Origin of the sequence: Sphingomonas donggukensis, assembly GCF_023674425.1 — a bacterium.
GTDB classification, from domain to species: domain Bacteria; phylum Pseudomonadota; class Alphaproteobacteria; order Sphingomonadales; family Sphingomonadaceae; genus Sphingomonas; species Sphingomonas donggukensis.
Genome location: NZ_CP098401.1, coordinates 1193431 through 1215804 on the forward strand (window position 1 = coordinate 1193431; position 22374 = coordinate 1215804).

21 protein-coding genes are annotated in these 22374 nt (G+C 68.6%); 6 read left to right on the plus strand and 15 right to left on the minus strand.

The annotated features are described in order from the left end of the window. Nucleotides 1-32: 32 nt before the first annotated feature. From M9980_RS05790 to M9980_RS05810, 5 genes are read right to left on the minus strand one after another with little or no spacing between them, the layout of a single operon-like run. On the minus strand, nt 33-503 hold the full coding sequence (locus tag M9980_RS05790; RefSeq protein WP_422921389.1) for a MarR family winged helix-turn-helix transcriptional regulator: 471 nt from the start codon (nt 501-503) through the stop codon (nt 33-35). 5 nt (nt 504-508) lie between these two features. Continuing rightward, a complete protein-coding gene (locus M9980_RS05795; RefSeq protein WP_250754364.1) occupies nt 509-1924 on the minus strand; it encodes a coniferyl aldehyde dehydrogenase in 1416 nt (471 codons plus the stop codon). After that, nucleotides 1915-2673: a prepilin peptidase gene (locus M9980_RS05800; protein ID WP_250754365.1), complete on the minus strand. Its 759-nt coding sequence runs from the start codon at nt 2671-2673 to the stop codon at nt 1915-1917. Before M9980_RS05800 ends, M9980_RS05795 begins: the two co-directional genes overlap by 10 nt. Further along, nucleotides 2666-2923, minus strand: coding sequence for a hypothetical protein (locus M9980_RS05805; protein WP_250754366.1), 258 nt, complete (start codon nt 2921-2923; stop codon nt 2666-2668). The genes M9980_RS05800 and M9980_RS05805 overlap by 8 nt, the downstream gene beginning before the upstream one ends. A gap of 22 nt (nt 2924-2945) precedes the next feature. After that, nucleotides 2946-3974 carry an aspartate-semialdehyde dehydrogenase gene (locus M9980_RS05810; protein WP_250754787.1) on the minus strand — a complete coding sequence of 343 codons (1029 nt, stop codon included), beginning with the start codon at nt 3972-3974 and terminating at the stop codon, nt 2946-2948. Nucleotides 3975-4086: 112 nt separating this feature from the next. Here M9980_RS05810 and M9980_RS05815 point away from each other — a divergent pair, with 112 nt between their 5' ends. After that, nucleotides 4087-6300 carry a M28 family peptidase gene (locus tag M9980_RS05815; RefSeq protein WP_250754367.1) on the plus strand — a complete coding sequence of 738 codons (2214 nt, stop codon included), beginning with the start codon at nt 4087-4089 and terminating at the stop codon, nt 6298-6300. A gap of 95 nt (nt 6301-6395) precedes the next feature. Here the strand turns inward: M9980_RS05815 and M9980_RS05820 are convergent, their stop codons facing one another. The 5 genes from M9980_RS05820 to M9980_RS05840 form a co-directional block, all read right to left on the minus strand. Then, complete coding sequence (locus M9980_RS05820) at nt 6396-8645, minus strand: S9 family peptidase (RefSeq protein WP_250754368.1); 2250 nt, start codon at nt 8643-8645, stop codon at nt 6396-6398. A gap of 40 nt (nt 8646-8685) precedes the next feature. Further along, a complete protein-coding gene (locus M9980_RS05825) occupies nt 8686-10056 on the minus strand; it encodes a DUF418 domain-containing protein (RefSeq protein WP_250754370.1) in 1371 nt (456 codons plus the stop codon). A 136-nt stretch (nt 10057-10192) separates the two neighbouring features. Further along, nucleotides 10193-10588, minus strand: a complete 396-nt coding sequence (rplS, locus tag M9980_RS05830; RefSeq protein WP_250754371.1) for a 50S ribosomal protein L19 — start codon at nt 10586-10588, stop codon at nt 10193-10195. Beyond that, nucleotides 10585-11322 (minus strand): tRNA (guanosine(37)-N1)-methyltransferase TrmD, encoded by a 738-nt coding sequence (trmD, locus tag M9980_RS05835; protein WP_250754373.1) that lies wholly within the window; start codon nt 11320-11322, stop codon nt 10585-10587. Before trmD ends, rplS begins: the two co-directional genes overlap by 4 nt. Next, the gene (locus M9980_RS05840) at nt 11322-12881 is read right to left on the minus strand and encodes a serine hydrolase domain-containing protein (protein WP_250754375.1); all 1560 of its coding nucleotides are present in this window, start codon (nt 12879-12881) and stop codon (nt 11322-11324) included. The genes trmD and M9980_RS05840 overlap by 1 nt, the downstream gene beginning before the upstream one ends. Before the next feature lie 37 nt (nt 12882-12918). Here M9980_RS05840 and M9980_RS05845 point away from each other — a divergent pair, with 37 nt between their 5' ends. Then, the gene (locus tag M9980_RS05845) at nt 12919-13824 is read left to right on the plus strand and encodes an NAD(P)/FAD-dependent oxidoreductase (protein WP_250754376.1); all 906 of its coding nucleotides are present in this window, start codon (nt 12919-12921) and stop codon (nt 13822-13824) included. On the opposite strand, the gene M9980_RS05850 is transcribed toward M9980_RS05845, so the two are convergent. The 4 genes from M9980_RS05850 to ffh all read right to left on the minus strand — a co-directional run bounded on the left by M9980_RS05850 (nt 13821) and on the right by ffh (nt 17211). Then, on the minus strand, nt 13821-14537 hold the full coding sequence (locus M9980_RS05850; RefSeq protein ID WP_250754378.1) for a metallophosphoesterase family protein: 717 nt from the start codon (nt 14535-14537) through the stop codon (nt 13821-13823). The genes M9980_RS05845 and M9980_RS05850 overlap by 4 nt on opposite strands. Then, the gene (gene rimM, locus M9980_RS05855; protein ID WP_250754380.1) at nt 14534-15094 is read right to left on the minus strand and encodes a ribosome maturation factor RimM; all 561 of its coding nucleotides are present in this window, start codon (nt 15092-15094) and stop codon (nt 14534-14536) included. The genes M9980_RS05850 and rimM overlap by 4 nt, the downstream gene beginning before the upstream one ends. Continuing rightward, nucleotides 15094-15609: a 30S ribosomal protein S16 gene (rpsP, locus tag M9980_RS05860; RefSeq protein WP_250754381.1), complete on the minus strand. Its 516-nt coding sequence runs from the start codon at nt 15607-15609 to the stop codon at nt 15094-15096. The genes rimM and rpsP overlap by 1 nt, the downstream gene beginning before the upstream one ends. Before the next feature lie 114 nt (nt 15610-15723). Then, a complete protein-coding gene (gene ffh, locus M9980_RS05865) occupies nt 15724-17211 on the minus strand; it encodes a signal recognition particle protein (protein WP_250754383.1) in 1488 nt (495 codons plus the stop codon). Nucleotides 17212-17445: 234 nt separating this feature from the next. Here ffh and M9980_RS05870 point away from each other — a divergent pair, with 234 nt between their 5' ends. Continuing rightward, a complete protein-coding gene (locus tag M9980_RS05870) occupies nt 17446-19074 on the plus strand; it encodes a putative bifunctional diguanylate cyclase/phosphodiesterase (RefSeq protein WP_250754385.1) in 1629 nt (542 codons plus the stop codon). Here the strand turns inward: M9980_RS05870 and M9980_RS05875 are convergent. After that, the gene (locus tag M9980_RS05875; protein WP_250754387.1) at nt 19049-19627 is read right to left on the minus strand and encodes a DUF924 family protein; all 579 of its coding nucleotides are present in this window, start codon (nt 19625-19627) and stop codon (nt 19049-19051) included. The genes M9980_RS05870 and M9980_RS05875 overlap by 26 nt on opposite strands. Here M9980_RS05875 and M9980_RS05880 point away from each other — a divergent pair. From M9980_RS05880 to M9980_RS05890, 3 genes are read left to right on the plus strand one after another with little or no spacing between them, the layout of a single operon-like run. Further along, on the plus strand, nt 19626-20819 hold the full coding sequence (locus M9980_RS05880) for a MiaB/RimO family radical SAM methylthiotransferase (RefSeq protein WP_250754389.1): 1194 nt from the start codon (nt 19626-19628) through the stop codon (nt 20817-20819). The two genes, M9980_RS05875 and M9980_RS05880, sit on opposite strands and share 2 nt — an antisense overlap. Next, complete coding sequence (ftsY, locus tag M9980_RS05885; RefSeq protein ID WP_250754391.1) at nt 20816-21748, plus strand: signal recognition particle-docking protein FtsY; 933 nt, start codon at nt 20816-20818, stop codon at nt 21746-21748. Before M9980_RS05880 ends, ftsY begins: the two co-directional genes overlap by 4 nt. After that, entirely contained in the window at nt 21745-22371 is a 627-nt protein-coding gene (locus tag M9980_RS05890; protein WP_250754392.1) for a septation protein A, read from the plus strand. The genes ftsY and M9980_RS05890 overlap by 4 nt, the downstream gene beginning before the upstream one ends. Nucleotides 22372-22374 lie beyond the last annotated feature (3 nt).

A 22374-nucleotide genomic window follows, 5' to 3' on the forward strand; every position in this document is an offset into this window, starting at 1 on the left:
GCTCCCATCGCGCGGTCAATTATCTTTGTCGTTCAATCAGATGCCGCCGCCCCCTGCTCGACATCGGCCACCGCCTGCTCGATCCGGTCTAGGACGGTGCGAAACCGGGCGAGATCCTCGGCGCCCAATTCGCCGAAAATCCGCGCCTCCATCTCGAGCGCCTTTGGTGCGACTTCGGCATAGAGCGCTCGCCCCGCCGGGGTAAGCGCCAGACGATGGGACCGCTGGTCTGCGGGGTTCGGGGTGCGGGCGATCAACGCGCGGTCGGCAAGCGCGATGGCAGCGCGGCTGACCGTCACCTTGTCCATCCGCGTCCGCGCACCTAGCGCCTGCTGGGTCAGCCCCTCGCTCTCGGCCAAAACCGCGATCAGACGCCATTCGGGGATGCGCAGTCCGAACAGCGCGCGATAGGTGTCGGCGATGGCATCGGACACACGGTTCGACGTCACCGACAGGCGGTAGGGCAGGAAACTGTCGAGGCTGAGCCCGCTGTGCTTCGCCACGCGCATCAACCCTTCATCTGCTGGGCGATCGTGCGGCGCGTGCCCTTGCCATAGGGCGGCTTCAGTCCGGCCAGTTTCGCCACGTCGACGCGCGCCTGTTTGAACACGCTGCGGGCATGGCTAAAGGTTCGGAAGCCGTCGTGACCGTGATACGCCCCCATCCCGGACGGGCCGATGCCGCCGAACGGCAAATCTTCCATCGAGACATGGAAGATCACGTCGTCGAGCGTCACCCCGCCCGAGATCGTGCGATCAAGCACGCGGCTGCGCTCTGCGGCGTCGGTGCCGAAATAATAGAGACCGAGCGGGCGGTCGCGGCGGTTCACCTGGGCGATGGCGTCGTCGATCCCGTCGTAGCGGCGCACGGGCAGGATGGGGCCGAAGATTTCCTCCTGCATCACCAGCATGTCGTCGGTCGGGTTGCGGACGATCGTCAGCGGCAGCTTGCGCGCGTTGCTGGCGGCGAAGTCCTCGCCCGCGGGGTTGACGGTGACGACCTCGCCGCCCTTGTCGCGGGCGTCGGCGATCCAGTCGCTCAGCCGCTGATGGTGGCGGTCGTTGATGACCGAGGTGTAGTCGGCATTGTCGAGCAACCGCGGGTACATCGCCGAGGCGGACGCGACGAGCGCGGCGACGGCGCGATCCTCCTGCTCGGCGGGCACCAGCAGATAGTCGGGCGCGAGGCAGATCTGCCCCGCGTTCATCATCTTGCCCATGACGATGCGGTCGGCGGCGCGGTCCAGATCGGCCGAGCGACCGAGGATGACCGGCGACTTGCCGCCCAGTTCCAGCGTCACCGGCGTCAGGTTGTCCGCGGCGGCGTGGAGGATGTGGCGCCCGATCCCGGTCGCGCCGGTGAAGATCAGGTGATCGAAGGGCAGCGCCGCAAACGCCTTGCCCACGTCCGCGCCCCCCGAGACGAAGGCGAGTTCGTCGCGCGCGAAATAGCGGGGGGCGATATCCTCGAACGTCGCGGCGACGGTAGGCGTGAACTCGCTGGTCTTGACCATCGCGCGGTTGCCGGCGGCGAGGATGCCGGCGAGCGGCCCCATCACCAGGTTGACCGGGAAATTCCACGGCGCGATCACGCCGACCACGCCCTTCGGCCCGTAATCCACCCACGCCCGCGCGCCGAGCAGGCCGAGCGGGAAGGTGACGCGACGGCGCTCGCGCTTCGCCCAGGCGTCGACGTGCTTCAGCGCGTGGTTGAGCGGCGCGATCGACGCGGCGATGTCGGTCAGCATCGAGTGGTCGCGGCTGCGATGGCCGAAATCCTCCGACAGCGCGTCGCACAGCCGGTTGGCATTGTCGGCGATCATCGCGACGGCGCGTTTCAGCCGGTCCTTGCGGGTCGCGAGCGTGACCGGCAATTCGTCCATGAAGGCGGCGCGTTGCGCGGCCAGTGTCGCCGTCAGGTCCATCGCACGCCTCCCGTCACCGGCCAATGATACGCGAGCCACATCGCAAATCCACCCGCCGCGAGCAGCGTGCCGAGCGGCAGGCGGTCGCCCATCGCTTTACGCGTGGCGATGGCGACGGCGAGGCCCAGCAGCGCGGCGATCAACAGCGTCGGCGCGAGCCCGCGCCATCCGAGCCACAGCCCGATCGCCCCGAACAGCTTGGCATCGCCCCCGCCGAGGCCGATGCGACCACGCAGGCGTTTGTAGGCGGCAGCGATCAGCCAGAGCGAGCCGAAGCCGAGGACGCCGCCGATCGCGCGGTTGGTGAGCGACGGGGCGAGTCCGGCGAGGCCGCTAGCCAGCCCCAGCATCGCCAGCGTGAGGGTCAGCGGATTGGGCAGCCAGAAGGCGGCGAAGTCGATCGCCCCGAGCGCGAGCAGCATCCAGCCGAACACGGCCCCGGCGACACCATCGATGCCGGGCGCGATCAGGCCGGCGGCGATGCCCACGAGCGCGCCGAGGGTTTCGGTGATGACGTGCGACGGTGCGATCCGCGCGCCGCACGTCGCGCACCGTCCGCGCAGGGCCGCAAAACTCAGCAGCGGCACCAGCTCGTGCGCTGTCAGCGTCCTACCGCAGCCATCGCACTCCGATCGTCCGCTGAGCGACGACCGCCCCTGCGGCCACCGGATCGCCAGCGTCGCGATGAAGCTACCGAACACCGCGCCGAGCACCCCCAGCGCGATCGGCCAAAGCGCGACCTCAGACATCCTTCCGGCGGATCAGGTAGCGATACACGCCGAAGACGTTGATGCAGAGCAACACCGCGTTCTGCGTCCCCAACGCCCCGTCCCCCGCCAGTACCGCGCCCAAAATCCAGGCGATGCTCGACGCGACGAAGATGACGAACCCCAGCCCCGTCGTCCGCCGCCCATGATCCCACGCGATCATCAGCGCCGCGACGATGCCGGTGCCGGTCGCGAACCATTTCAGGCCGATGACGACCGGGGAATCCTCCATCAGCCAGGCACTCCGACGCGCGTCACGCCGCTTTCTTCAGATGCCGCCGGCCTAGCAGCTCGGCGATCTGCACGGCGTTGAGTGCCGCGCCCTTGCGGAGGTTGTCGCTGACGCACCACAGCGCCAGGCCGTTCTCGACGGTTGGGTCTTCGCGCACGCGGCTGACGTAGGTGGCGTATTCGCCGACGCACTCGATCGGGGTCACGTATCCGCCGTCCTCACGCTTGTCGACGAGCATGATGCCGGGGGCCTCGCGCAGGATCTTCTGGGCGTCGGCGGCGGAAAGTTCGTTCTCCATTTCGATGGTGATCGCCTCGGAATGGCCGACGAACACGGGCACGCGGACGCAGGTCGCGACGACCTTGATCTTCGCGCCCATGATCTTCTTGGTCTCGACGACCATCTTCCATTCCTCCTTGGTCGATCCGTCGTCGAGGAAAACGTCGATGTGCGGGATGACGTTGAAGGCGATCTGCTTGGTGAACTTGCGGGGCTCGGCGCTGTCGCCGACGAAGATGTTGCGGCTCTGCTCGAACAGCTCGTCCATCCCCGCCTTCCCCGCGCCCGAGACCGACTGGTAGGTCGCAACGACGACGCGCGTGATCGTCGCGGCGTCGTGGATGGGTTTGAGCGCCACGACCATCTGTGCGGTCGAGCAATTGGGGTTGGCGATGATGTTCTTGGCGCGATAGCCGTCGATCGCCTCAGGGTTCACCTCCGGCACGATCAGCGGCACGTCGGGGTCCATGCGGTAGAGCGACGAATTGTCGATGACGGTGCAGCCCGCCGCGGCGAAGCGCGGGGCGTGCGCCTTCGTCGCCTCGCTGCCGATCGCGAAGATCGCCATGTCCCAGCCGGCAGGATCGAAATGCTCGATGTTCTGGACCTTCAGCTTGCGCCCGGTCTCCCCGTAATCGACTTCCTCGCCCTGGCTGCGCGCCGAGGCCAGCACCGCGATCTCGTCGGCGGGAAATTCGCGATCGGCGAGGATCGCCAGCACCTCGCGTCCGACATTGCCCGTCGCGCCCGCGACCACCACCCGATACCCCATCATTCGTCTCCGCAACCCAGGCGCTGCGCTGTAGTACGCCTGCGCGCCGCCACCAACCCTCGACGCCCCAAGAAAAGCTGTTAGCGTTCGCGGTCAGGGTTTGGGGGATAGGATGGCGCGGGCGACGACGATTATGCTGGCGGCGCTGGCGGCGGTCCTGATCGCGCTGTCGTTCAAGGGCACGCTGCTGACCCCGCCGCCGGTGCCTGCGCAGACAGCGGCGGGGGCGTTTGACGCGAACCGGGCACAGGCGCGATTGGAGCGGATCATCGGCGACGGCGCGCCGCACCCGGTCGACAGTGCAGCCAATGACGGCGTGCGTACGCGCATCCTGGCCGAAATGCGCCGCGAGGGATTGAGCCCGCGCGTGACCGATGCGGTCACCTGTAACGGTCGCGCCACCAGCCGCGCGGTCAGTTGCGCGCGGGTGCGTAACATCCTCGCCGACATCGGGCCCGCGACCGGCCCGACATTGCTGCTGGTCGCGCATTACGACAGCACGCCGGTCGGCCCCGGCGCGTCGGATGACGGCGTCGGCGTCGCGTCCCTGCTGGAGGTCGCGCACCAGCTGCGCGGGACGACGCCGGCGCGCGGCATCACTTTGTTGCTGACCGATGGCGAGGAGGCCGGACTGATCGGGGCGCGGGCGTTTCTCGACAACGATCCCACCGCGCGGCGCGTGACGCACCTCGTCAACCTGGAGTCGCGCGGCGTGTCCGGACCCGCGTTCATGTTCGAGACGAGCCGTCCGAATGCACAGCCGATCGCCGCCTTCCGCGCCGCCGCCGCGCGACCGGTGGCCAATTCGCTGAGCACCGATTTCTACCGCCTGATCCCCAATTCGACCGACGTGGCGGTGTTCGAGGGGCAGCCCTGGTCGATCCTGAACTTCGCGATCATCGCCAACGAAACCCGCTACCACAGCCCCGGCGACGTGCCCGCCGCGCTCGACCGGCGCAGCCTGAACCACATGGGCACGCAGGTGCTGGCGCTGACCCGCGACTGGGCGGCGGGGCGCGACCATGCAGGCGGGGGCACGCGCATCTATGCCGACGTGCTGACGCGCGTGCTGATCGTCCTGCCGCTGGCGGTCGGGATCGGCGGGCTCGCGCTGCTGGTCGTTGCGCTGGGCGTGGTCGCGTGGCGGCGCGGGGCGATCGGGCGCGGGCTGACGGTGCCGGCGGCGGCGGTCGCCGTGGCGCTGGCATTGGGGTGGGTCGGCAACTGGATCGCGGCGGCGGTGCGGACCGGCGAATATTGGCGCGGCTATCCGCACATCACCGCGCTGGCGGTCGATGCCGGCGCGGTGATGGCAGCGGTGGTGATGCTGGTTGCGATCGGGCGACGGCTGGAGGCCGGGCAGGCGCGGGTCGGCGCGTGGCTGTTCTTCGTGCTGCTGGGGGCGGTCGCCTGCTGGTTCGCGCCGGGGGCGGCGATCTATTTCCTGATCGCGCCGGCGATCGTGCTGGCCGGCATGATATTCGGCCCGCGGGTCGAGCGGGTCGCAGGCGTCGTCGCGGCGCTGTGGCTGTTCGTGACGTTTGCCGAGCTGATCGCGCAGGTCGAGCTGTTGCTGGTAAACGGGCCGGTCTGGGCGACCGCGGCGGTGACCGTGCTGGCGGTGCTGCCGTTGCTGGTCGAGGCGCGGGCGGCGGGCGGCACGCTGAGTCCGCGCGTCGCGTCCATCGTCGCCGCGGTGGCACTGGTCGCGGCATGGGGCGTCGTGCTGGTCACCCCCCGCTCCACCCCCTATCGCAAGGCGCGCTTCGTGGTCGAGCACATCGCCGACGCCAACGCGGGCTCCGCGCGCTGGGGGCTGGCGACCGATGGCGTGCGCCTGCCGGACAGCTTCGACCGGTTCGGCACATGGACCAGCGTCGACGTTCCCTATTCCGGTCGGCGTCGCTGGGTAGCCCCAGCGCCGATGACGCCCCTGCCCGCGCTCGACGCAGCCGACCGTCAGGTGGCGGCGGAAGGCACGACGCGGCGGATGCGGTTCCGCTTGCAGAGCGGCGGCGCGGCGAACGTGCTGCTCCAGTTTCCGGCAGACTCGGCGATCGTGGCGATCGGCATGGCCGGGGCGCCGCGACCGATCACGGCGACGGACGCGTCCGGGGAATATGCGCTGCGCTGCACCGGTTGCAGTTGTGAGGGCGCAATCGTGGAGTTGGTCCAGCGCGGCAGTCGCCCGCTGGTTGTGACGATGACCGGGATGTACATGGGCCTGCCCGGCGCTGCGGCACCGTTGCTCGCCGCGCGTCCGGCGAATGCGGCGGCGCAGTACACTCCGGATGCGCGGTACGTGATCCGGCGGGTGCGGTTGTAGAGAAGGCCGTGCTCCCGCGCGGGCGGGAGCACAGAGCCACGATCGATGCCGCTTGCAACCCTGGGCTCCCGCCTGCGCGGGAGCACGAGGTCTCGTTACTTCTTCTCGCCTACCGTGCGGTCGAGGAAGTTCAGGATCGTCGTCCAGACGTGGATGTCGCGGCCCGCCGAATGGGTCTTGCCGGGGTACAGCATCATCTCGAACGGGGTGTTCGTCGCCTGCATCTTCGCGGCGAACGCGGTCGAGTTGTCGAGGACGACGTTGTCGTCGGCCATGCCGTGGATCAGCAGCAGCGGGTCGGCGATCTTCGCGGCGTCGTCGATCGCGTTCGACGCGGCATAGGCCTTGGCATCCTTGCCCTTCGGATCGGCGCCCATGTAGCGTTCGGTATAGTGGGTGTCGTACATCTCCCACTTGGTCACCGGCGCGCCCGAGATGCCCGCCGCATAGACGCCGGGGTTCGCCTCCAGCATCTTCAGCGTCATGTAGCCGCCGTACGACCAGCCGTAAGTCGCGATCCGCTTGGGATCGACGAAATCCAATGACTTCAGATAATTCGCGCCGGCGAGCTGGTCCTTGACCTCGATGCTGCCCATCGCGTGCCAGATCGCATCCTCATAGGCCTTGCCGCGATTGGCGGAGCCGCGGTTGTCGATCTGGAAGACGATATAGCCCTTGTCGACCAGATACTGGTGCAGCGGGCTGCCCCAGTTGCGGCTGACGGTCTGGCTGTGCGGCCCGCCGTAATGTTCGAAGAATACCGGGTATTTCTTGCCGGGCACAAGCGCCGGGGTCAGCATTTCCCAATAGAGCGTCGCGCCGTCCGCGGTCTTCAACTCGCCGAAGCGGGTCTGCGCGTGGCTGGCGAGATAGGGGTAATAGGGGTGGCCGGGGGCGATCCGGTTCTCGTTGATCCACGCGATGCGCTGGCCGGTGTTGTCGGCCAGATAAACCTGGGTCGGCTGGTCGGGGCTGGAGCGCGAGACGATGAAGCGGCTGGCGGTCTTGTCGGCGGACGCATTGTTCCACCAGCCGGCCTGCGTCAGGCGGGTCAGCGGATAGCCCTTCGCCTTCAGGTCGAGCGCGTAGATGTGACGCTCGAGCACGCCGTCCTTGTTGCCATTGAGGTAGAGCTTGCCCGCGGCCTCGTCGATGCCGTTGATCCCGGCGACGTCCCACGCGCCCTTCGTCAGCTGCGTCCACTTGCCGCGCGCGAAGCGATAGAGGTGGCCGTGGCCGTCACGTTCGGACCACCAGACGATGCTGCCGTCCTTCATCGGCGCGAACACGCTGGACAGGTTCACCCAGCTCTTCGGGCCCGATTTCTCGGTGAAGAGGATCGTCGAGCGGCCGGTCATGGGATCGACCTTCAGCACGTCGAGGCGGGTCTGATCCCGATTCTGCCGCTGGACGTACAGCGCGCTGCCGTCCGGCGCCCATTTGACGCGGGCGAGGTAGATGTCGCGGTCGCTGCCGAGGTCGACCTTCACCGACCCGGTGCCGTCGGGACGCATGACGTACAGGTCGACCAGCACATTGGGGGTGCCGGCGGCGGGATAGCGTTGTTCGAAGACCTTGGTCTCGTTGGCGCCGATCGCGGCGCGGACGACGGTGCCGACCGGCGCCTCGTCGAACCGCTCGACCGCGACATGGCGCTCGTCGGGCGACCACCAGTACCCGGTCGAGCGATCCATTTCCTCCTGCGCGACGAATTCGGCCTCGCCCCAATGGACCGTCCCGGCGCCGTCGGTCGTCACCTTGCGCTCGGTACCGGTCGCGAGATCCATCGTCATCAGGTTCTGGTCGCGCACGAAGCTCAGATAGCCGCCGTTCGGGCTGATCGCTGGGTTCAGCTCGCCGCCGGGCGTATTGGTCAGCCGCCGGGTCTTGCCGTCGAGGGTGGCGAGGTACAGGTCGCCGTCCAGCGGTACGAGGATCGCCTTGCCATCGGGCGTCCAGTCATAGGCAACGATGCCGCGCTGGCCGCCGATGCGGGCGCGTTCGCGCTGCATCTTCTCGGCCTCCGACAATTCGGCGCCGGTGCCGACCTTCTTGCTGTCGACCAGCATCCGCCATGCGCCGGTCGTCGTGTCCATCGCCCACAGGTCGTAGCGGTCGCGCTCGTCGGCGCGCGGGCGCAGCGAGGTGATGAGCGTGCCGTCGGGCGACAGGCGCAGGCCGCGCGGCTGCTCGCCGGCCAGGTCGGGGCTGGCGAAGATGCGCTGGAGCGTCAGGTCCTGGGCCTGTGCCGGGGCCGGGCTCTGGGCCTGCGCATGGGCGACGGGGGGTGCTGTCATGGCGATAGCGGCGACGGCGGCGGATGCCGCGAGCAGGGTGCGAAGCATGGGGGCAGGGTCTAACGCGCCCCCCGCCCCACGCCAAGCCTCATGCCGTGACCGGCACGCCCCCGCCTGCGGACGACCCGCGGCCCTTGCGGAACGGCAGCGCGCGGCCGGCGATGATCGAGCGCCACGCCCATTCGACCGGCGCGATCCGGTAGCGGTCGACGTACCAGTTGGCCGCGATCAGCAGCGCGATGTTGACCGCCGCCGCAGTCAGCATCAGCGCCATCCACCCCTGCGTCCCGTACAGCCCCAGCGCGAATGGCGGGTAGAGGATCCAGAGGCAGATCATCGTTTGGGCGATGTAGATCGTCAGCGCGGTGCGGCCCGCCGCCTCGAACGGCTTCAGCAGCTTCGCACCGGTGACAGTCGCGAGCAGGACATAGACCAGCCCGACATGCCCCAGGGTCGTGGCCACGCGGGCAACTTCGTGCAGCGACCACATGATGTTGGGCGCGTCATCGAACCGCATCGTCTGGAACGCGCCGATCGCGCGGCTGCCGAGGCCGAAGGCGTAGGCGATGAGCGTCATGCGGACGTAGAATGCGCGCGAGCGCGCACCCTGAATGATGCCCCATTTGTAGAGCGCGGCGCCGATCAACATCGTCGTCGCCGCCTCCAGCACGAAGGCGATCTCGAGACCTTGTTTCTCGAGGTGGAGGAAGAAGTCCCAGGCCGAGCGCGCCCAGCTGTCAAAGGTGCCGGTCGCGGCACTGCGTGCCCGGTCCTCCGCCGGGATGCGCGCGGCATCCTTCGCCTGCGCTTCCTCACGCTTGGCGCGGGCGTCGAGGCCGGTCTTGAGCGTTTTGGCGTCCTCCGCCGAGAGCTTCACCCCGGACTTCTGCGCCGCCTCCAGCCGGGAGACCTCTGCGCGTTTTCCGGGCACCGTCAGATATCCGTAAGCGCCGCCACCCAATTGCAGCACCGCCAGGCTCAGGCCGATGCCAAGCAGCCATTTCGGCCCCAGGCGGCGGAACCACACCGCGACCAGCGCGGCCAGGCCATATGTGTGGAGGATATCGCCGGGCCACAGCAGGATGAAGACGTGGGCCAGCCCGAACACGAACAGCACGATGTTGCGCCAGTAATAACTACGCAGCACCGCCCATTTGCTCGACGCGGCCTGCGCCGCGCGGTCGGTCAGGATCACCATGCCGACGCCGAAAAGCATTTCGAGCAGGCAGCGCGCGGTGCCATCGGCGAAGACCTCGCGCAGCCACCACGCGACCTGATCCGCCTGCGACCAACCCATGTGGCGGATATCCTGCGCCCAGAACGCCCAGATCGACCCGCCCATGTCGTTGATGTTCATGAACAGGATGCCAAGGATCGCGAGGCCCCGCAGAATGTCGAGCCCGGCGACGCGCGGCGCGCCGTCCGGTTCTGTGGCGGTCGTCATCACGGTGTCGGTCATGGCAGTATCCTCCCCCCGGAGTGTTTCATTCCGCTAACACACATCCGAACGGACCCGCAACGAAAAACGGCCGCTCCCGCACGCGGGAACGGCCGTTTCGAAAAAAGCTGCCGGTGACCGGCCGCCTGCGCGGCGATTACTCGGCGGCGGCGACGGTGCCCTTGGCCGGACGCGGATCGCGGCGCTCGGCGATACGTGCCGACTTGCCGGTGCGACCACGCAGGTAATAAAGCTTCGCGCGACGCACGACGCCGCGGCGGACGACTTCGATCGAGTCGATGTTGGGCGAATACAGAGGGAAGACGCGCTCGACGCCCTCGCCGAAGCTGATCTTGCGCACGGTGAAGTTGCTGCCCATGCCCTTGTTCGAGCGCGCGATGCACACGCCCTCGTAGTTCTGGACGCGGGTGCGCTCGCCCTCGACCACGCGCACGCCGACGCGCAGCGTGTCACCGGGGCGGAATTCCGGCACCTTCTTCGATTCCAGGAACTTGGCGACCTGCTCGGCTTCGAGCGTCTGGATGATGTTCACTTCGTTTCGTCCTCTGACGTGTGCCGCGCGCCAGAGGGAGGCTTGACCCGAGCGCCGGCATGGCGCTCCCAAAGGTCCGGCCTCCGTAGCCGTGTATCGGTTTCGGCCTGTGACTTGCGCCACGCCGCCACCTTCGCATGATCCCCCGATCGCAGCACTTGCGGGATCGTGCGGCCCTCCCACTCGACAGGTCGGGTGTAATGCGGATATTCGAGAAGGCCGCTTTCGAAGCTCTCGTCGTCACCGCTGGACGGCGCGCCCATTACGCCGGGAAGCAGCCGAATGCAAGCATCGAGCAGGACGAGCGCCCCCATCTCCCCGCCCGACAGGATATAGTCGCCGATCGACACCGGCTCGACCGCACGGGCATCGAAGATGCGTTCGTCGAACCCCTCGAACCGTCCGCACAGGATGGCGACGCCCGGACCGGCAGCGATCTCTCGCACGCGGGCCTGGGTCAGGGGGCGCCCGCGCGGGCTCATCGCGAGCACCGGCACGCCCCCACCGACGCTGTCGATCGCCGCGGCGAGGATGTCGGGCCGCAGCACCATCCCCGCCCCGCCGCCTGCCGGCGTACCGTCGACGGTGCGATGCCGGTCGATGGCGAAGTCGCGGATCTGGGTGACGCTCAGCGACCACCGCCCCTCCGTGAGCGCGCGGCCCGCTAGCGACACGCCGAGTGGCCCCGGAAACATCTCCGGATAGAGGGTCAGGACGGTGGCGGCGAAGGTCATCAGCGCGGCACCGCCACGAACCGCAGTTCCTGGATGGAGGGCACGGGCGTCGGCGCCAGCAGGATGCTGCCCGCCAGGTCACCCTTGTCGCAGCGCCAGCGGAAGCGACCCGCCATCGCGGTTACCGGTTCGATCGGCGTGTCGGTAGCGCACGCGCCGACCTGTCCGTGCAACCGCGCCAGCTCCGCCCGCCAGTTCGCCGCGGAGCGATCCATCAGCATGTTCATCGCCATTCGGTCGCGCGCGGCGAGGATGTCGCCCGCCTGCCATACATCGCGCGCCGCCGCGTAACCGGTCGTCATGCCCGGCGTCAGCGCGACCGGGCGCCGCGTGGCGAGACCGGCGTCCTTCATCAGCCTGGCGACCTTGTACGCGGGCGGCACCGGCGCGCCGTAGGTGCGACTGGAGAAGGCGAACACGCCGACGCCCGCCTCCGGCATCAAGATCACGACCGATCCGTAGCCGGGGTAGCCGCCGGTGTGGGTGACGTAGGACAGGTCGCAATCCTGGATGACGCGCCAGCCCATCGCATAGGCCGTCGCCTGCTTGCACACGCCCTCCCCCAGCCCGGCGCGGCGATCGGCGAGTTCGGCGAAGTTCGATCCCTGGACGATCTCACGCACCGTCGATCGCTTGAGCGGCCCACGCTCGGCGCCGTCGCGTGCCGGCCAGGCCGACAGCAGCCACGCGACGTATTTGGCATAGTCGCTGGCGGTCGTCTCGACCCCGCCCATCGCACCGAATGCGCCGTCCTTCATGTCGGGTTCGCGCAGGTACGCGCCGTTCTCCCAGCGATAACCGATCGCGCGGCTGCCGGGGGGCGATGCGAGCACGTCGTAGCCGGTGCTCGTCATGCCGAGCGGCGTCAGGATGCGCTCGGTGATGTAGCGCTGGTACGGCTTGCCCGACACATTCGAGATGATGCGCCCGAGCGTGGCGTAGCCGAAGTTGGAATACTCCATCGCCGATTGCTGTGGGCGGCTGAACGGAACGCCGGCCTTCAGCATTGCGGTGAACTCGGCCTCGGTCAGCACCTGCTGCCGGTCGCCCCAAGGGTTGTCGTCGACGAAGCCGGCAGTGTGGGTCAGCAGGTCGCGGATGCGGATGCGGGGGGCATCGCTGGTGGCATATTTCCAGCCGCGCATCTCGGGCACGTAGGTTTCCGCCAAGTCGTCGAGGCGCAGCTTGCCCTGGTCGCGCAGGTCGAGGATCGCGAGCGCGGTGAACGCCTTGGACATCGACGCGATGCGGAAGCGAGTGTCCGCGGTGACCGGACGTTTCGCCTGCTGGTCCTGCGTGCCGAGCCCGCGCACCGCGACCAGCCGACCGTCCCTGACGATGCCGTACACCAGCCCCGGCGCGTGCTGCTCGCGCAGCCACGTTTCGAAGAACTGGCCGATCTGCGGTTCGAGCGCCTGTACGGACGCCGATGTTTCCACAGGTGTCGACTGCGCAACTGCCGGCCCGCCCATCACCAGCGCCACTGCCAGAGCCATCGCCTTCATCGCACCCTCCCCGTCGTTCGACCGGTCGATACCGGCGCGTGCCCGTGCCGCCAAGCGGAACGAATGCGGTGTTCGTTACTTCAGCGTCACAATGGACGATTGCATCATCATCGGCGCAGGGCCGGCGGGGCTGACCGCGGCGATCTATCTCGCGCGGTTTCACCTCTCTATCCGGCTGTTCGACTGCGGATCGAGCCGCGCCGCGCTGATCCCGCGGACGAACAACCACGCCGGATATCCCGAGGGGATACCGGGCCCGGACCTGCTAGCACTGATGCTGCGGCAGGCGGAGCGGTTCAGCGCGGTGCGCGAGGGCGTGGAGGTAACCGCGATCGAGCGGGAGGGCGATGGCTTCGTGGTCCACGCCGGCGACCGTGCCTTTCCTACCCGCACAATCCTGCTGGCGACCGGGGTCGTCAACAACCGGCCGGACATGGACGTCGCCGAACATGACGCGGCCCTCGCTCGCGGGCTGCTGCGCTATTGCCCGATCTGTGACGGGTACGAAGTCACCGACAAGCGCGTCGGCGTGATCGGCACCGGCGATCACGGCATGCAGGAAGCAATCTTCCTGCGCGGCTTCACCCCGCATGTCACGCTGATCGCGCATGACGGCGAGCATGACCTCGACGCCGAATGCCGCGCGGCGCTGGCCGACGCCGGGATCGACTGGGTCGACGGCCCGTGCACCCCGATCCGTGTCGCGGGCGACGAGATCATTGTCGATACAGCGGACGGCGAACGCCGGTTCGACAGCGTGTATCCCGCGCTCGGCTCGGTCATCCGGTCGAAACTGGCGATCGCGGCGGGCGCCAAGGCGAACGAGGAGGGCTGCCTGGAGGTCGACGCGCACCAGCGCACCAGCATCCCCGGCCTGTTCGCGGCGGGCGACGTGGTGAAAGGGCTGGACCAGATCAGCAACGCAATGGGCCAGGCCGGAGTCGCCGCGACCGCGATCCGCAATCTGCTGGCCGAGCGGGCGCCGATCAGGCGTTAGACGCGACCCGTCTCGAGCCAGCGTGCCCAGCCGTCGAAGCCCTCGCGCCGCGCCTTGGCTGCGGCGGCATGGTGGTCGTAGGCGACCTCCAGCAACGTGGCGACGCCGTCTTCGACCATCGCATAGCGCGCGGCGGGGCTGCCGGCTTCGACGCTGTAGGGATAAGGGCGATCGTCGGTGAACGCCTGTAGCCCGACGCTGCCGGGATTGGCGATCTGCTGCTGGCCAATCGACCGCAGGGCCGGAATATGCGTGTGGCCGCACAGGACGATCGCTTCCGACGTGCCGGCGATCCGCATGAGGAGTTCGTCGTCGGTCGCCGGGCGCAGGCCATCCGGCGTGACGGTGACGGTCAGGTGCTCGACATCACTGGCGGGGGTGCCGTGACACATCCACATGTCGCCGACCGTCAGCCCGGTCGGCAAGGCGGCGATCCAATCGCGGTGCGCAGACGACAATCGCTCGGCGGCGAAGGCGTCGCTGGCGCCCATCGTGGCTCGGTCGGCAAGCAACTGGCGTTCGTGGTTGCCGGCGATCGTCGGCCAATCCCGCGCCATCAGGAAAGTCGCGGTTTCGGCGGGCCACAACGGACCGGACACGCAGTCGCCGAGGTTGAGGACGGCATCGCAGCCGCGTGCGGCACTGTCCGCGACGACCGCTTCGAGTGCGGGGAGGTTCCCGTGGATGTCGGAGAGAACCGCGACGCGGCTCATTCGGCCCAGCCGTCGGCCACCACCAGCCGCTGGTCGTTCCAGTCGGGAACGGCCTGCGCATTCATCGGAACCATGAAACGACCGCCGCCGGTGCGCTCGATCTCGATCACGTCGCCGGCGCCGAAATTGTCGATGGCGACGACCGCGCCAATCGTCTCGCCCGCTTCGCTCACCGCGGGCAGGCCCAGCAGGTCGGCGTGGTAATATTCGCCGTCGCCAAGCGGAGGCAGGGTGTCGCGCGGGACGGTCAGTTCGGTGCCCCGCAACGCCTCCGCCGCGGTGCGATCCGCCACCTCCGCAAAGCGCGCGATCGCGCCCTGCGGAGTGACGCGGATCGACCTGGCAGTCAGCGTGCCGGCGTTGAAGCTGCGGTGCGCCGACAGATCGTCGGCGAACACCTTCAGCCGCACCTCGCCGCCCACGCCATGCGCGCCGGTGACGACGGCCAGCGTGACGGCGCGCGCGGTGGAGGGAGAGCGGTCGCCGGAGCCGGCAGCGCGATCCGACTGCCCCTCTCCCCGACCCTCTCCCCGCCGGGGAGAGGGGGATTTTGCCATTATGCCTTGGCTTCTTCCTCGGCACCCTCAGCCGGGGCAGTCGCGGACTCGCCGTCGGCAGCGGCGGGCGTGTCGCCGGCGTCGCTGTTCGGGGTCGACTCGTTGCTCTCGACGGCGGCAGCAGCCTCGGGCTCGGGCGCAGGCGCGGCGGCTGCCTCGGCGGCGGCTTCCTCGGCGGCCTTCTGCTTCTCGGCACGCTCCTCGGCGCGCTCGGTGGCCTTCTCGCCCGGCTTCGCCTTGTTCGGGTTGTTGCGGGCGGCACGCTCACGCACGCCGGCGGCGTCGAGGAAGCGTGCGACGCGGTCGGTCGGCTGCGCGCCGACGCTCAGCCAATGCTTCGCGCGGTCACCGTCGAGCACGACGCGCTTCTCATCGTCCTTGGCGAGCAGCGGGTTGTAGGTGCCGATCTTCTCGATGAACTTGCCATCGCGCGACGACCGCGCGTCGGCGACGACGATGCGGTAATAGGGACGCTTCTTGCTGCCGCCACGCGACAGACGAATGCTAACTGCCATGATATTCTTCCTTCTCTTCAAATCGTCATCCCAGCGAAAGCTGGGATCTTTTGGTTGTTGTCGTGCCCTTGCCGCCTGAGACCCCAGCTTTCGCTGGGGTGACGACAGGGAAATTCACTTCTTCTTGATGAGATTTTCGAAGCCGGGCGGCAGCTTCATGCCGTCGGGCCCGCCGAGACCAGGAAGCGCGCCGGGCGCATCCATCTTGCCCATCATGTCGCCCAGACCCTGACCGCCCAGCGCATTGCCAAGGCCGCCCATGCCGCCCTTGCCCAGCATCGACAGCATCCCCTTCATGCCGCCCATCTTCTTGATGCGCTTCATGGCGGTCGCCATTTCCTGATGCATCTTCAGCAGCTTGTTGACGTCCTGCACCGTGGTGCCCGACCCCTTGGCGACGCGGATCTTGCGCTTGGCGCTGATGATCTCGGGCTTGGCGCGCTCCTTGACGGTCATCGACCCGATCATCGCGTCCATGCGGAGCAGGATCTTCTCGTCCACCGCGCCCGACGCCATCGCCGCCTGCGCCTTCTTCATGCCCGGGATCATGCCGGCGAGCGCGCCGAGGCCGCCCATGCGGCGCATCTGGGCGAGCTGGCTGCGCAGGTCGTTGAGGTCGAACTTGCCCTTCTCGATCCGCGCGGCCATCCGCTCGGCATCTTCTGCCTGGATCGACTGCGCGGCCTTTTCGACCAGCGAGACGACGTCGCCCATGCCGAGGATGCGCCCGGCGACGCGGCCCGGATGGAACGGCTCGATCGCGTCGAGCTTCTCACCCACGCCGGCGAACTTGATCGGCTTACCGGTGACCGCGCGCATCGACAGCGCGGCGCCGCCGCGGGCGTCGCCGTCCATGCGGGTCAGGATCACGCCGGTCAGCGGCACCTGGTCGCTGAAGTTCTGGGCGACGTTGACCGCGTCCTGGCCGGTCAGGCTGTCGACGACGAGCAGGATTTCATTGGGCGTCGCGATGTCGGCGACAGCCTTCATCTCGTCCATCAGCGCCTGGTCGACGTGAAGGCGGCCGGCGGTGTCGAGCATCAGGACGTCATAGCCCTGGAGCTTGGCCGCCTGGAGCGCGCGGCGGGCGATATCGACCGGCTGCTGGCCGGCGACGATCGGCAGCGTCGCAACCTCTACCTGCGTGCCGAGCACCGCCAGCTGCTCTTGAGCGGCGGGGCGATTGACGTCCAATGACGCCATCATGACCTTCTTGCGCTCGCGCCCCGACAGCAGTTTCGCGAGCTTCGCGGTCGTGGTTGTCTTGCCCGAGCCCTGGAGGCCCACGAGCATGACCACCGCCGGCGGGGTGACGTCGAGGTCGAGGCCGGTATTCTCCGACCCCAGCATCTCGACCAGCGCGTCGTTGACGATCTTGACGACCTGCTGCCCCGGCGTGATCGAGCGCAGGACGTTGTGGCCGACCGCCTTTTCGGTGACGTCGTCGACGAACTTGCGCGCGACTGGCAGCGCGACGTCGGCCTCGAGCAGGGCGACCCGCACCTCGCGCATCGCCGAGCGGACATCGGCCTCGGTCAGCGCGCCGCGACCGCGCAAGCGGTCGAACACCCCACCAAGCCGGTCGCTCAGACTATCGAACATGCACGTCTCCAGTTGCCTGCGAGAACCGTAACGCGAAAAACGCCGGCGGACGAAACCTCGTCGGCCGGCGTCGCTCCTGGGAGCGGCAGATGCGTCACGAGTCCCGAAGGGTCGCTACGCGGCGGCTCCTAGCCCCGGCACCGGCAAAACGCAAGGCCGCACGCCCTTAACCCGATCTACACCTCGCACCCGCCAGGATGCCGCCACGGCGTAGCGCGAGGATGACGGGACCGGATGGCATATGACGACGGCGACGCCGCCCGCCCGGGCGTGACGATACGGCGCACCGACCTGATCGCCGGCGCGATCAGCGTCGCGGCCATCCTGATGTTCGTCGGCATCGCCAGTTCGGTGCTGTCCACGACGCTCGATCATTACGTCAACGGCGGCGCGCCGGTCGATCAGCCGCTGGTCGTCGCGCTGCTGCTGAACGTCGCGCTGATCCTGCTCGGCTGGCGGCGCAACACCGCGCTGCGTCGCGAAGTGACGGTGCGCACCGCCGCCGAGGAGCGCGCGCAGGTGCTGGCCGCGCGCGACCCGCTGACCGGGTTCCTCAATCGCCGCAGCCTGGGCGAGGAAGGCGCCGCGATGATCGCGCGCGCCAACCAGCGCGGCAAGGCGATGGCGCTGCTGCTGCTCGACCTCGATCATTTCAAGACCGTCAACGACATGCACGGCCACGCCGTCGGCGACGCCCTGTTGCGCGTCGTCGCGGCGGAGATCCTGGCGATCATGCCGCAGGTGGCACTGACCGCGCGGCTGGGCGGCGACGAATTCGCCTGCGGATTCCTGTTCGACGCCCATCATCCCGACACCGTCGAGCGCGTCGCCGAACGGCTGGTCAGCCGGATGAGCCAGCCGTTCGACGCCGGCGGCATCCAGTGCCACATCTCGGCCTCCATCGGCATCGCGCGCTCCGACATCGACTGTTCGGGCATCGACACGCTGATGCGCTCCGCCGACATCGCGATGTACGCCGCCAAGAAATCGGGCAAGAACCGCCACGCCTGGTTCGATGCCTCGATGGAGCGCGACCTGCAGGCCAGGAACGAGCTGGAAAGCGGCCTGCGCGTCGCCATTCCGCGGCACCAGATCGTCCCCTATTTCGAACAGCAGGTGGAATTGGGCAGCGGGAAGCTGACCGGTTTCGAGGTGCTGGCGCGGTGGGAGCACCCGACGCGCGGGCTCATCAGCCCGGAGGCGTTCATCCCGATCGCCGAGGAGACGGGCATGATCGCCGATCTGTCGCTGTCGGTGATGCACCAGGCCTTCACCGCCGCGCGCGACTGGGATCCCGGCCTCATCATCTCGATCAACATCTCGCCCTGGCAGCTGCGCGATGCGTGGCTGGCGCAGAAGATCATCAAGGTGCTGACCGAAACCGGCTTCCCCGCGCGCCGCTGCGAGATCGAGATCACCGAGACCGCATTGTTCGACAATCTCGCGCTCGCCCAGTCGATCGTCGGATCGCTGAAGAACCAGGGCGTGCGGCTGGCGCTCGACGATTTCGGGACGGGCTATTCCTCGCTCGCCCATCTGCGCGCGCTGCCGTTCGATCGCATCAAGATCGACAAGAGCTTCGTCACCTCGCTGATCGAGAGCGCTGATTCCGCGGCAATCGTCGGCGCGATCGCGCGGCTGGGCGAAAGCCTGAACCTGCCGGTCACCGCCGAGGGCGTCGAGGACGCCGAGATCGAACAACGGCTGACCGCGATCGGCGTCAGCAAGGGCCAGGGCTGGTATTACGGCAAGCCGCTGTCGGTCGCGGGCGCTCGCCGCCTGCTCGCCGAACGGCGGCTGATCCCGCAGGCGCCGGCGGCAGGCGCGCCGATCGATGCTACCAGCCGGCGCCGGGCTGGCTGAGATAGCCGCGTTCCGCCGGGGTTGAGGCGCGCCCGAGTGCGGCGTTGCGCGACGGAAACCGTCCGAACCGGACAATGACCGCCGCGTGATCGCGCGCGAATTCGGCGTTCGTTTCGATCCCCAATGCCTCGAACTTGGCGACGCTCAACAGCTGTGCGTCGGCATGCTCGGCATGCATCAGCGGCATCAGCAGGAACACGGCACGCTCCGGCGGCAGCGTCCGGTCCCAGCCGCGCTCGATTCCCTCCCGCGCCAGCGATTCCGCCAGCGGATCGGCGGCGAACGCCTCCGCAGAGCCGCGATGGATGTTGCGGGAAAACTGGTCGAGCAGGATGATCGCGGCGAGCAGCGTGTCCGGTTCGCTGCGCCAGCCGAGCGCATCGCTCGCCAGCACGTCGTCGCGCCACCCGCCGAACCGCTCGGCGATGATGCGGTCGAGCGCGTCGTCCTTCGCGAAGTGGTTGTCCGACCCGACCTCATCGAACCAGAAGTCGAGCACTGCCCGTGCCGCCGCATGGACTTCGCCTGTCCCTGACCCTAGATGCCCGCCCATGCTCGCTCCTCCTGCCGGCCCCCATATCGTCACGCTCGGCTGCCGGCTCAACATCGCCGAAAGCGAAAGCATCCGCGCGCTGCTCGGTTCCCGCGACGTGGTGGTGGTGAACAGCTGCGCGGTGACGAACGAAGCGGTGCGCGCGACCCGCGCCGCGATCCGCCGGGCGCGGCGCGAGCGCCCGCACGCCGAACTGGTGGTCACGGGGTGCGCCGCGACGATCGATCCGGTCGGGATCGGCGCGATGGCCGAGGTCGATCGGGTGGTCGGCAACATGGCGAAGCTGACCGCCGATGCCTGGGGGGCGATTGGCGACGCGCCGGCCCCGCAATTTTCCGGCCACGCCCGCGCCTTTGTCGAGGTGCAGAACGGCTGCGACCACAGCTGCACCTTCTGCGCGATTCCCGCGGGGCGCGGCCCGAGCCGCTCGATCCCGGCAGGCGTGCTGGTCGAGCGCATCGCGGCGCTGGTCGCGGCGGGGCATAACGAGATCGTGCTGACCGGGGTCGACGTTACCAGCTACGGCGCCGACCTGCCGGGGCAGCCGACGCTCGGCCATCTCGTCGAGCGCATCCTGCGCCTGGTCCCCTCGCTGCCCCGCCTGCGGCTGTCGTCGCTCGACGGGGTCGAGATCGACGCGCGGCTGTTCGATCTGGTGACCGGCGAGCCGCGGGTGATGCCGCACCTGCACCTGTCGCTCCAGGCCGGCGACGACATGATCCTGAAACGAATGAAGCGCCGCCACACCCGCGCGCAGTCGGTCGCGCTGGTCGAGCGGCTGAAGGCGCGGCGCGGCGATATCGCGATCGGCGCCGACCTGATCGCCGGCTTCCCGACCGAGGACGACGCGATGTTCGCCAACTCGCGCGCGCTGATCGACGATTGCGACATCGTCCACGCCCACATCTTCCCCTATTCGCCGCGCGCCGGCACACCCGCAGCGCGGATGCCGCAGGTGTCGCCGCCGGTCGTGAAGGCGCGCGCCGCAGACCTGCGCGAGCGCGCGGCGGCGCGGCGGGGCGCGTGGCTGCGCAGCCTTGGCGGAACGCAGCAGCACATCTTGGTCGAGCGCCCCGGCGACCGCGGCCACGCCGCCAACTTCGCCGAGGTGCGCCTGTCCGAACGGCACGAACCCGGCACCATCCTGACCACCCACATCACCGCGACCAGCGACGGAACCCTGACAGCATGAGCACCACTCCCTCCTGGCACCAGAAGCTGATCGGCGGGTTCAAGCGGACGTCGGACAAGCTGGTCGGCAACCTCGCCGGGCTCGGCGCGGCGCGGCTGGACGATGCGACATTGGACGAGATCGAGGAAGCGCTGATCGCGTCCGACCTCGGCCCCGCCACCGCCGCCAGGGTGCGCCAGCGGCTGGCCGACGGGCAGTTCGAACGCAACATGGAGGAGCTGGGCATCCGCCTGGTGGTGGCCGAGGAAGTCGCCCGCGCGCTCGCCCCCGTCGCCGAACCGCTGGAGGTCGACGCCTTTCCGCGGCCACAGGTGATCCTGGTCATCGGCGTCAACGGCAGCGGCAAGACCACGACTATCGCCAAGCTGGCCAGCATGTTCATGGAGCAGGATTACGGCGTCATGCTGGCGGCGGGCGACACTTTCCGAGCCGCCGCGATCGGGCAGCTTCGCACCTGGGCGGAGCGTATCGGCGTGCCGATCGTGACCGGACCGGAGGGCGGCGACGCGGCGGGCATCGTCTATGAGGCGGTGAAGCAGGCGACGGCGACCGGCATCGACGTGCTGATCGTCGACACCGCCGGGCGATTGCAGAACAAGCGCGAGCTGATGGACGAACTCGCCAAGATCCGCCGCGTGCTGGGTCGCCTGAATCCGGAGGCGCCGCACGACGTCGTGCTCGTGCTCGACGCCACCACCGGCCAGAACGCGCTCAACCAGATCGAGGTGTTCAAGGAAGTCGCCGGCGTCACCGGCCTCGTCATGACCAAGCTCGACGGAACGGCGCGCGGCGGCGTGCTGGTGGCGGCGGCGGAGAAATACGGCATGCCGATCCACGCGATCGGTGTCGGCGAAAAGGTCGATGACCTGCGCCCGTTCGACGCGATGGAAGTCGCCCGGATCATCGCCGGGGTCGAGGAACTGTTGTGACCGCTCCGAAGCCCCCGAACCCCGCGCCCTCTGCTGGCCTGCGCGCCGCGATCGATTACGGGCCGCTGCTCGTGTTCTTCGCGGTCAATTTCTTCGCGCCGGGACCGGCGCTCGCGCGGATCATGGCGGCGACGATCGCTTTCATGGTCGCGATGGTGGTGGCGGTCGTCGTGTCGTGGGTGAAGACGCGCCACGTCTCGCCGATGCTGTGGATTTCGGCGGTTCTGATCCTGGTGTTCGGCGGACTGACCCTGTATTTCCACGACGAACGCTTCATCAAGATGAAGCCGACGTTCGTCTACGCGCTGTTCGCGGGCGTGCTGGGGTTCGGGCTGGCGACGGGGCGACCGTTGCTGCAGGCGCTGCTGGGGTCGGCGTATCCGGGCCTGAGCGAGAACGGGTGGCGCAAACTGACGGTCAACTGGACCGTCTTCTTCGCCGCGATGGCGGTGCTGAATGAAGTCGTGTGGCGCTCGACCACGACCGATCAGTGGGTGTTCTTCAAATTTCCGGGCTGCGCGATCATCACGGTCGTGTTCGCGCTCGCGAACATACCGATGCTGCTGAAGCACGGGCTGACCCTGGGCGACACCGACGAAACGCCGGTGCCGCCCGAGGGTTGAGCG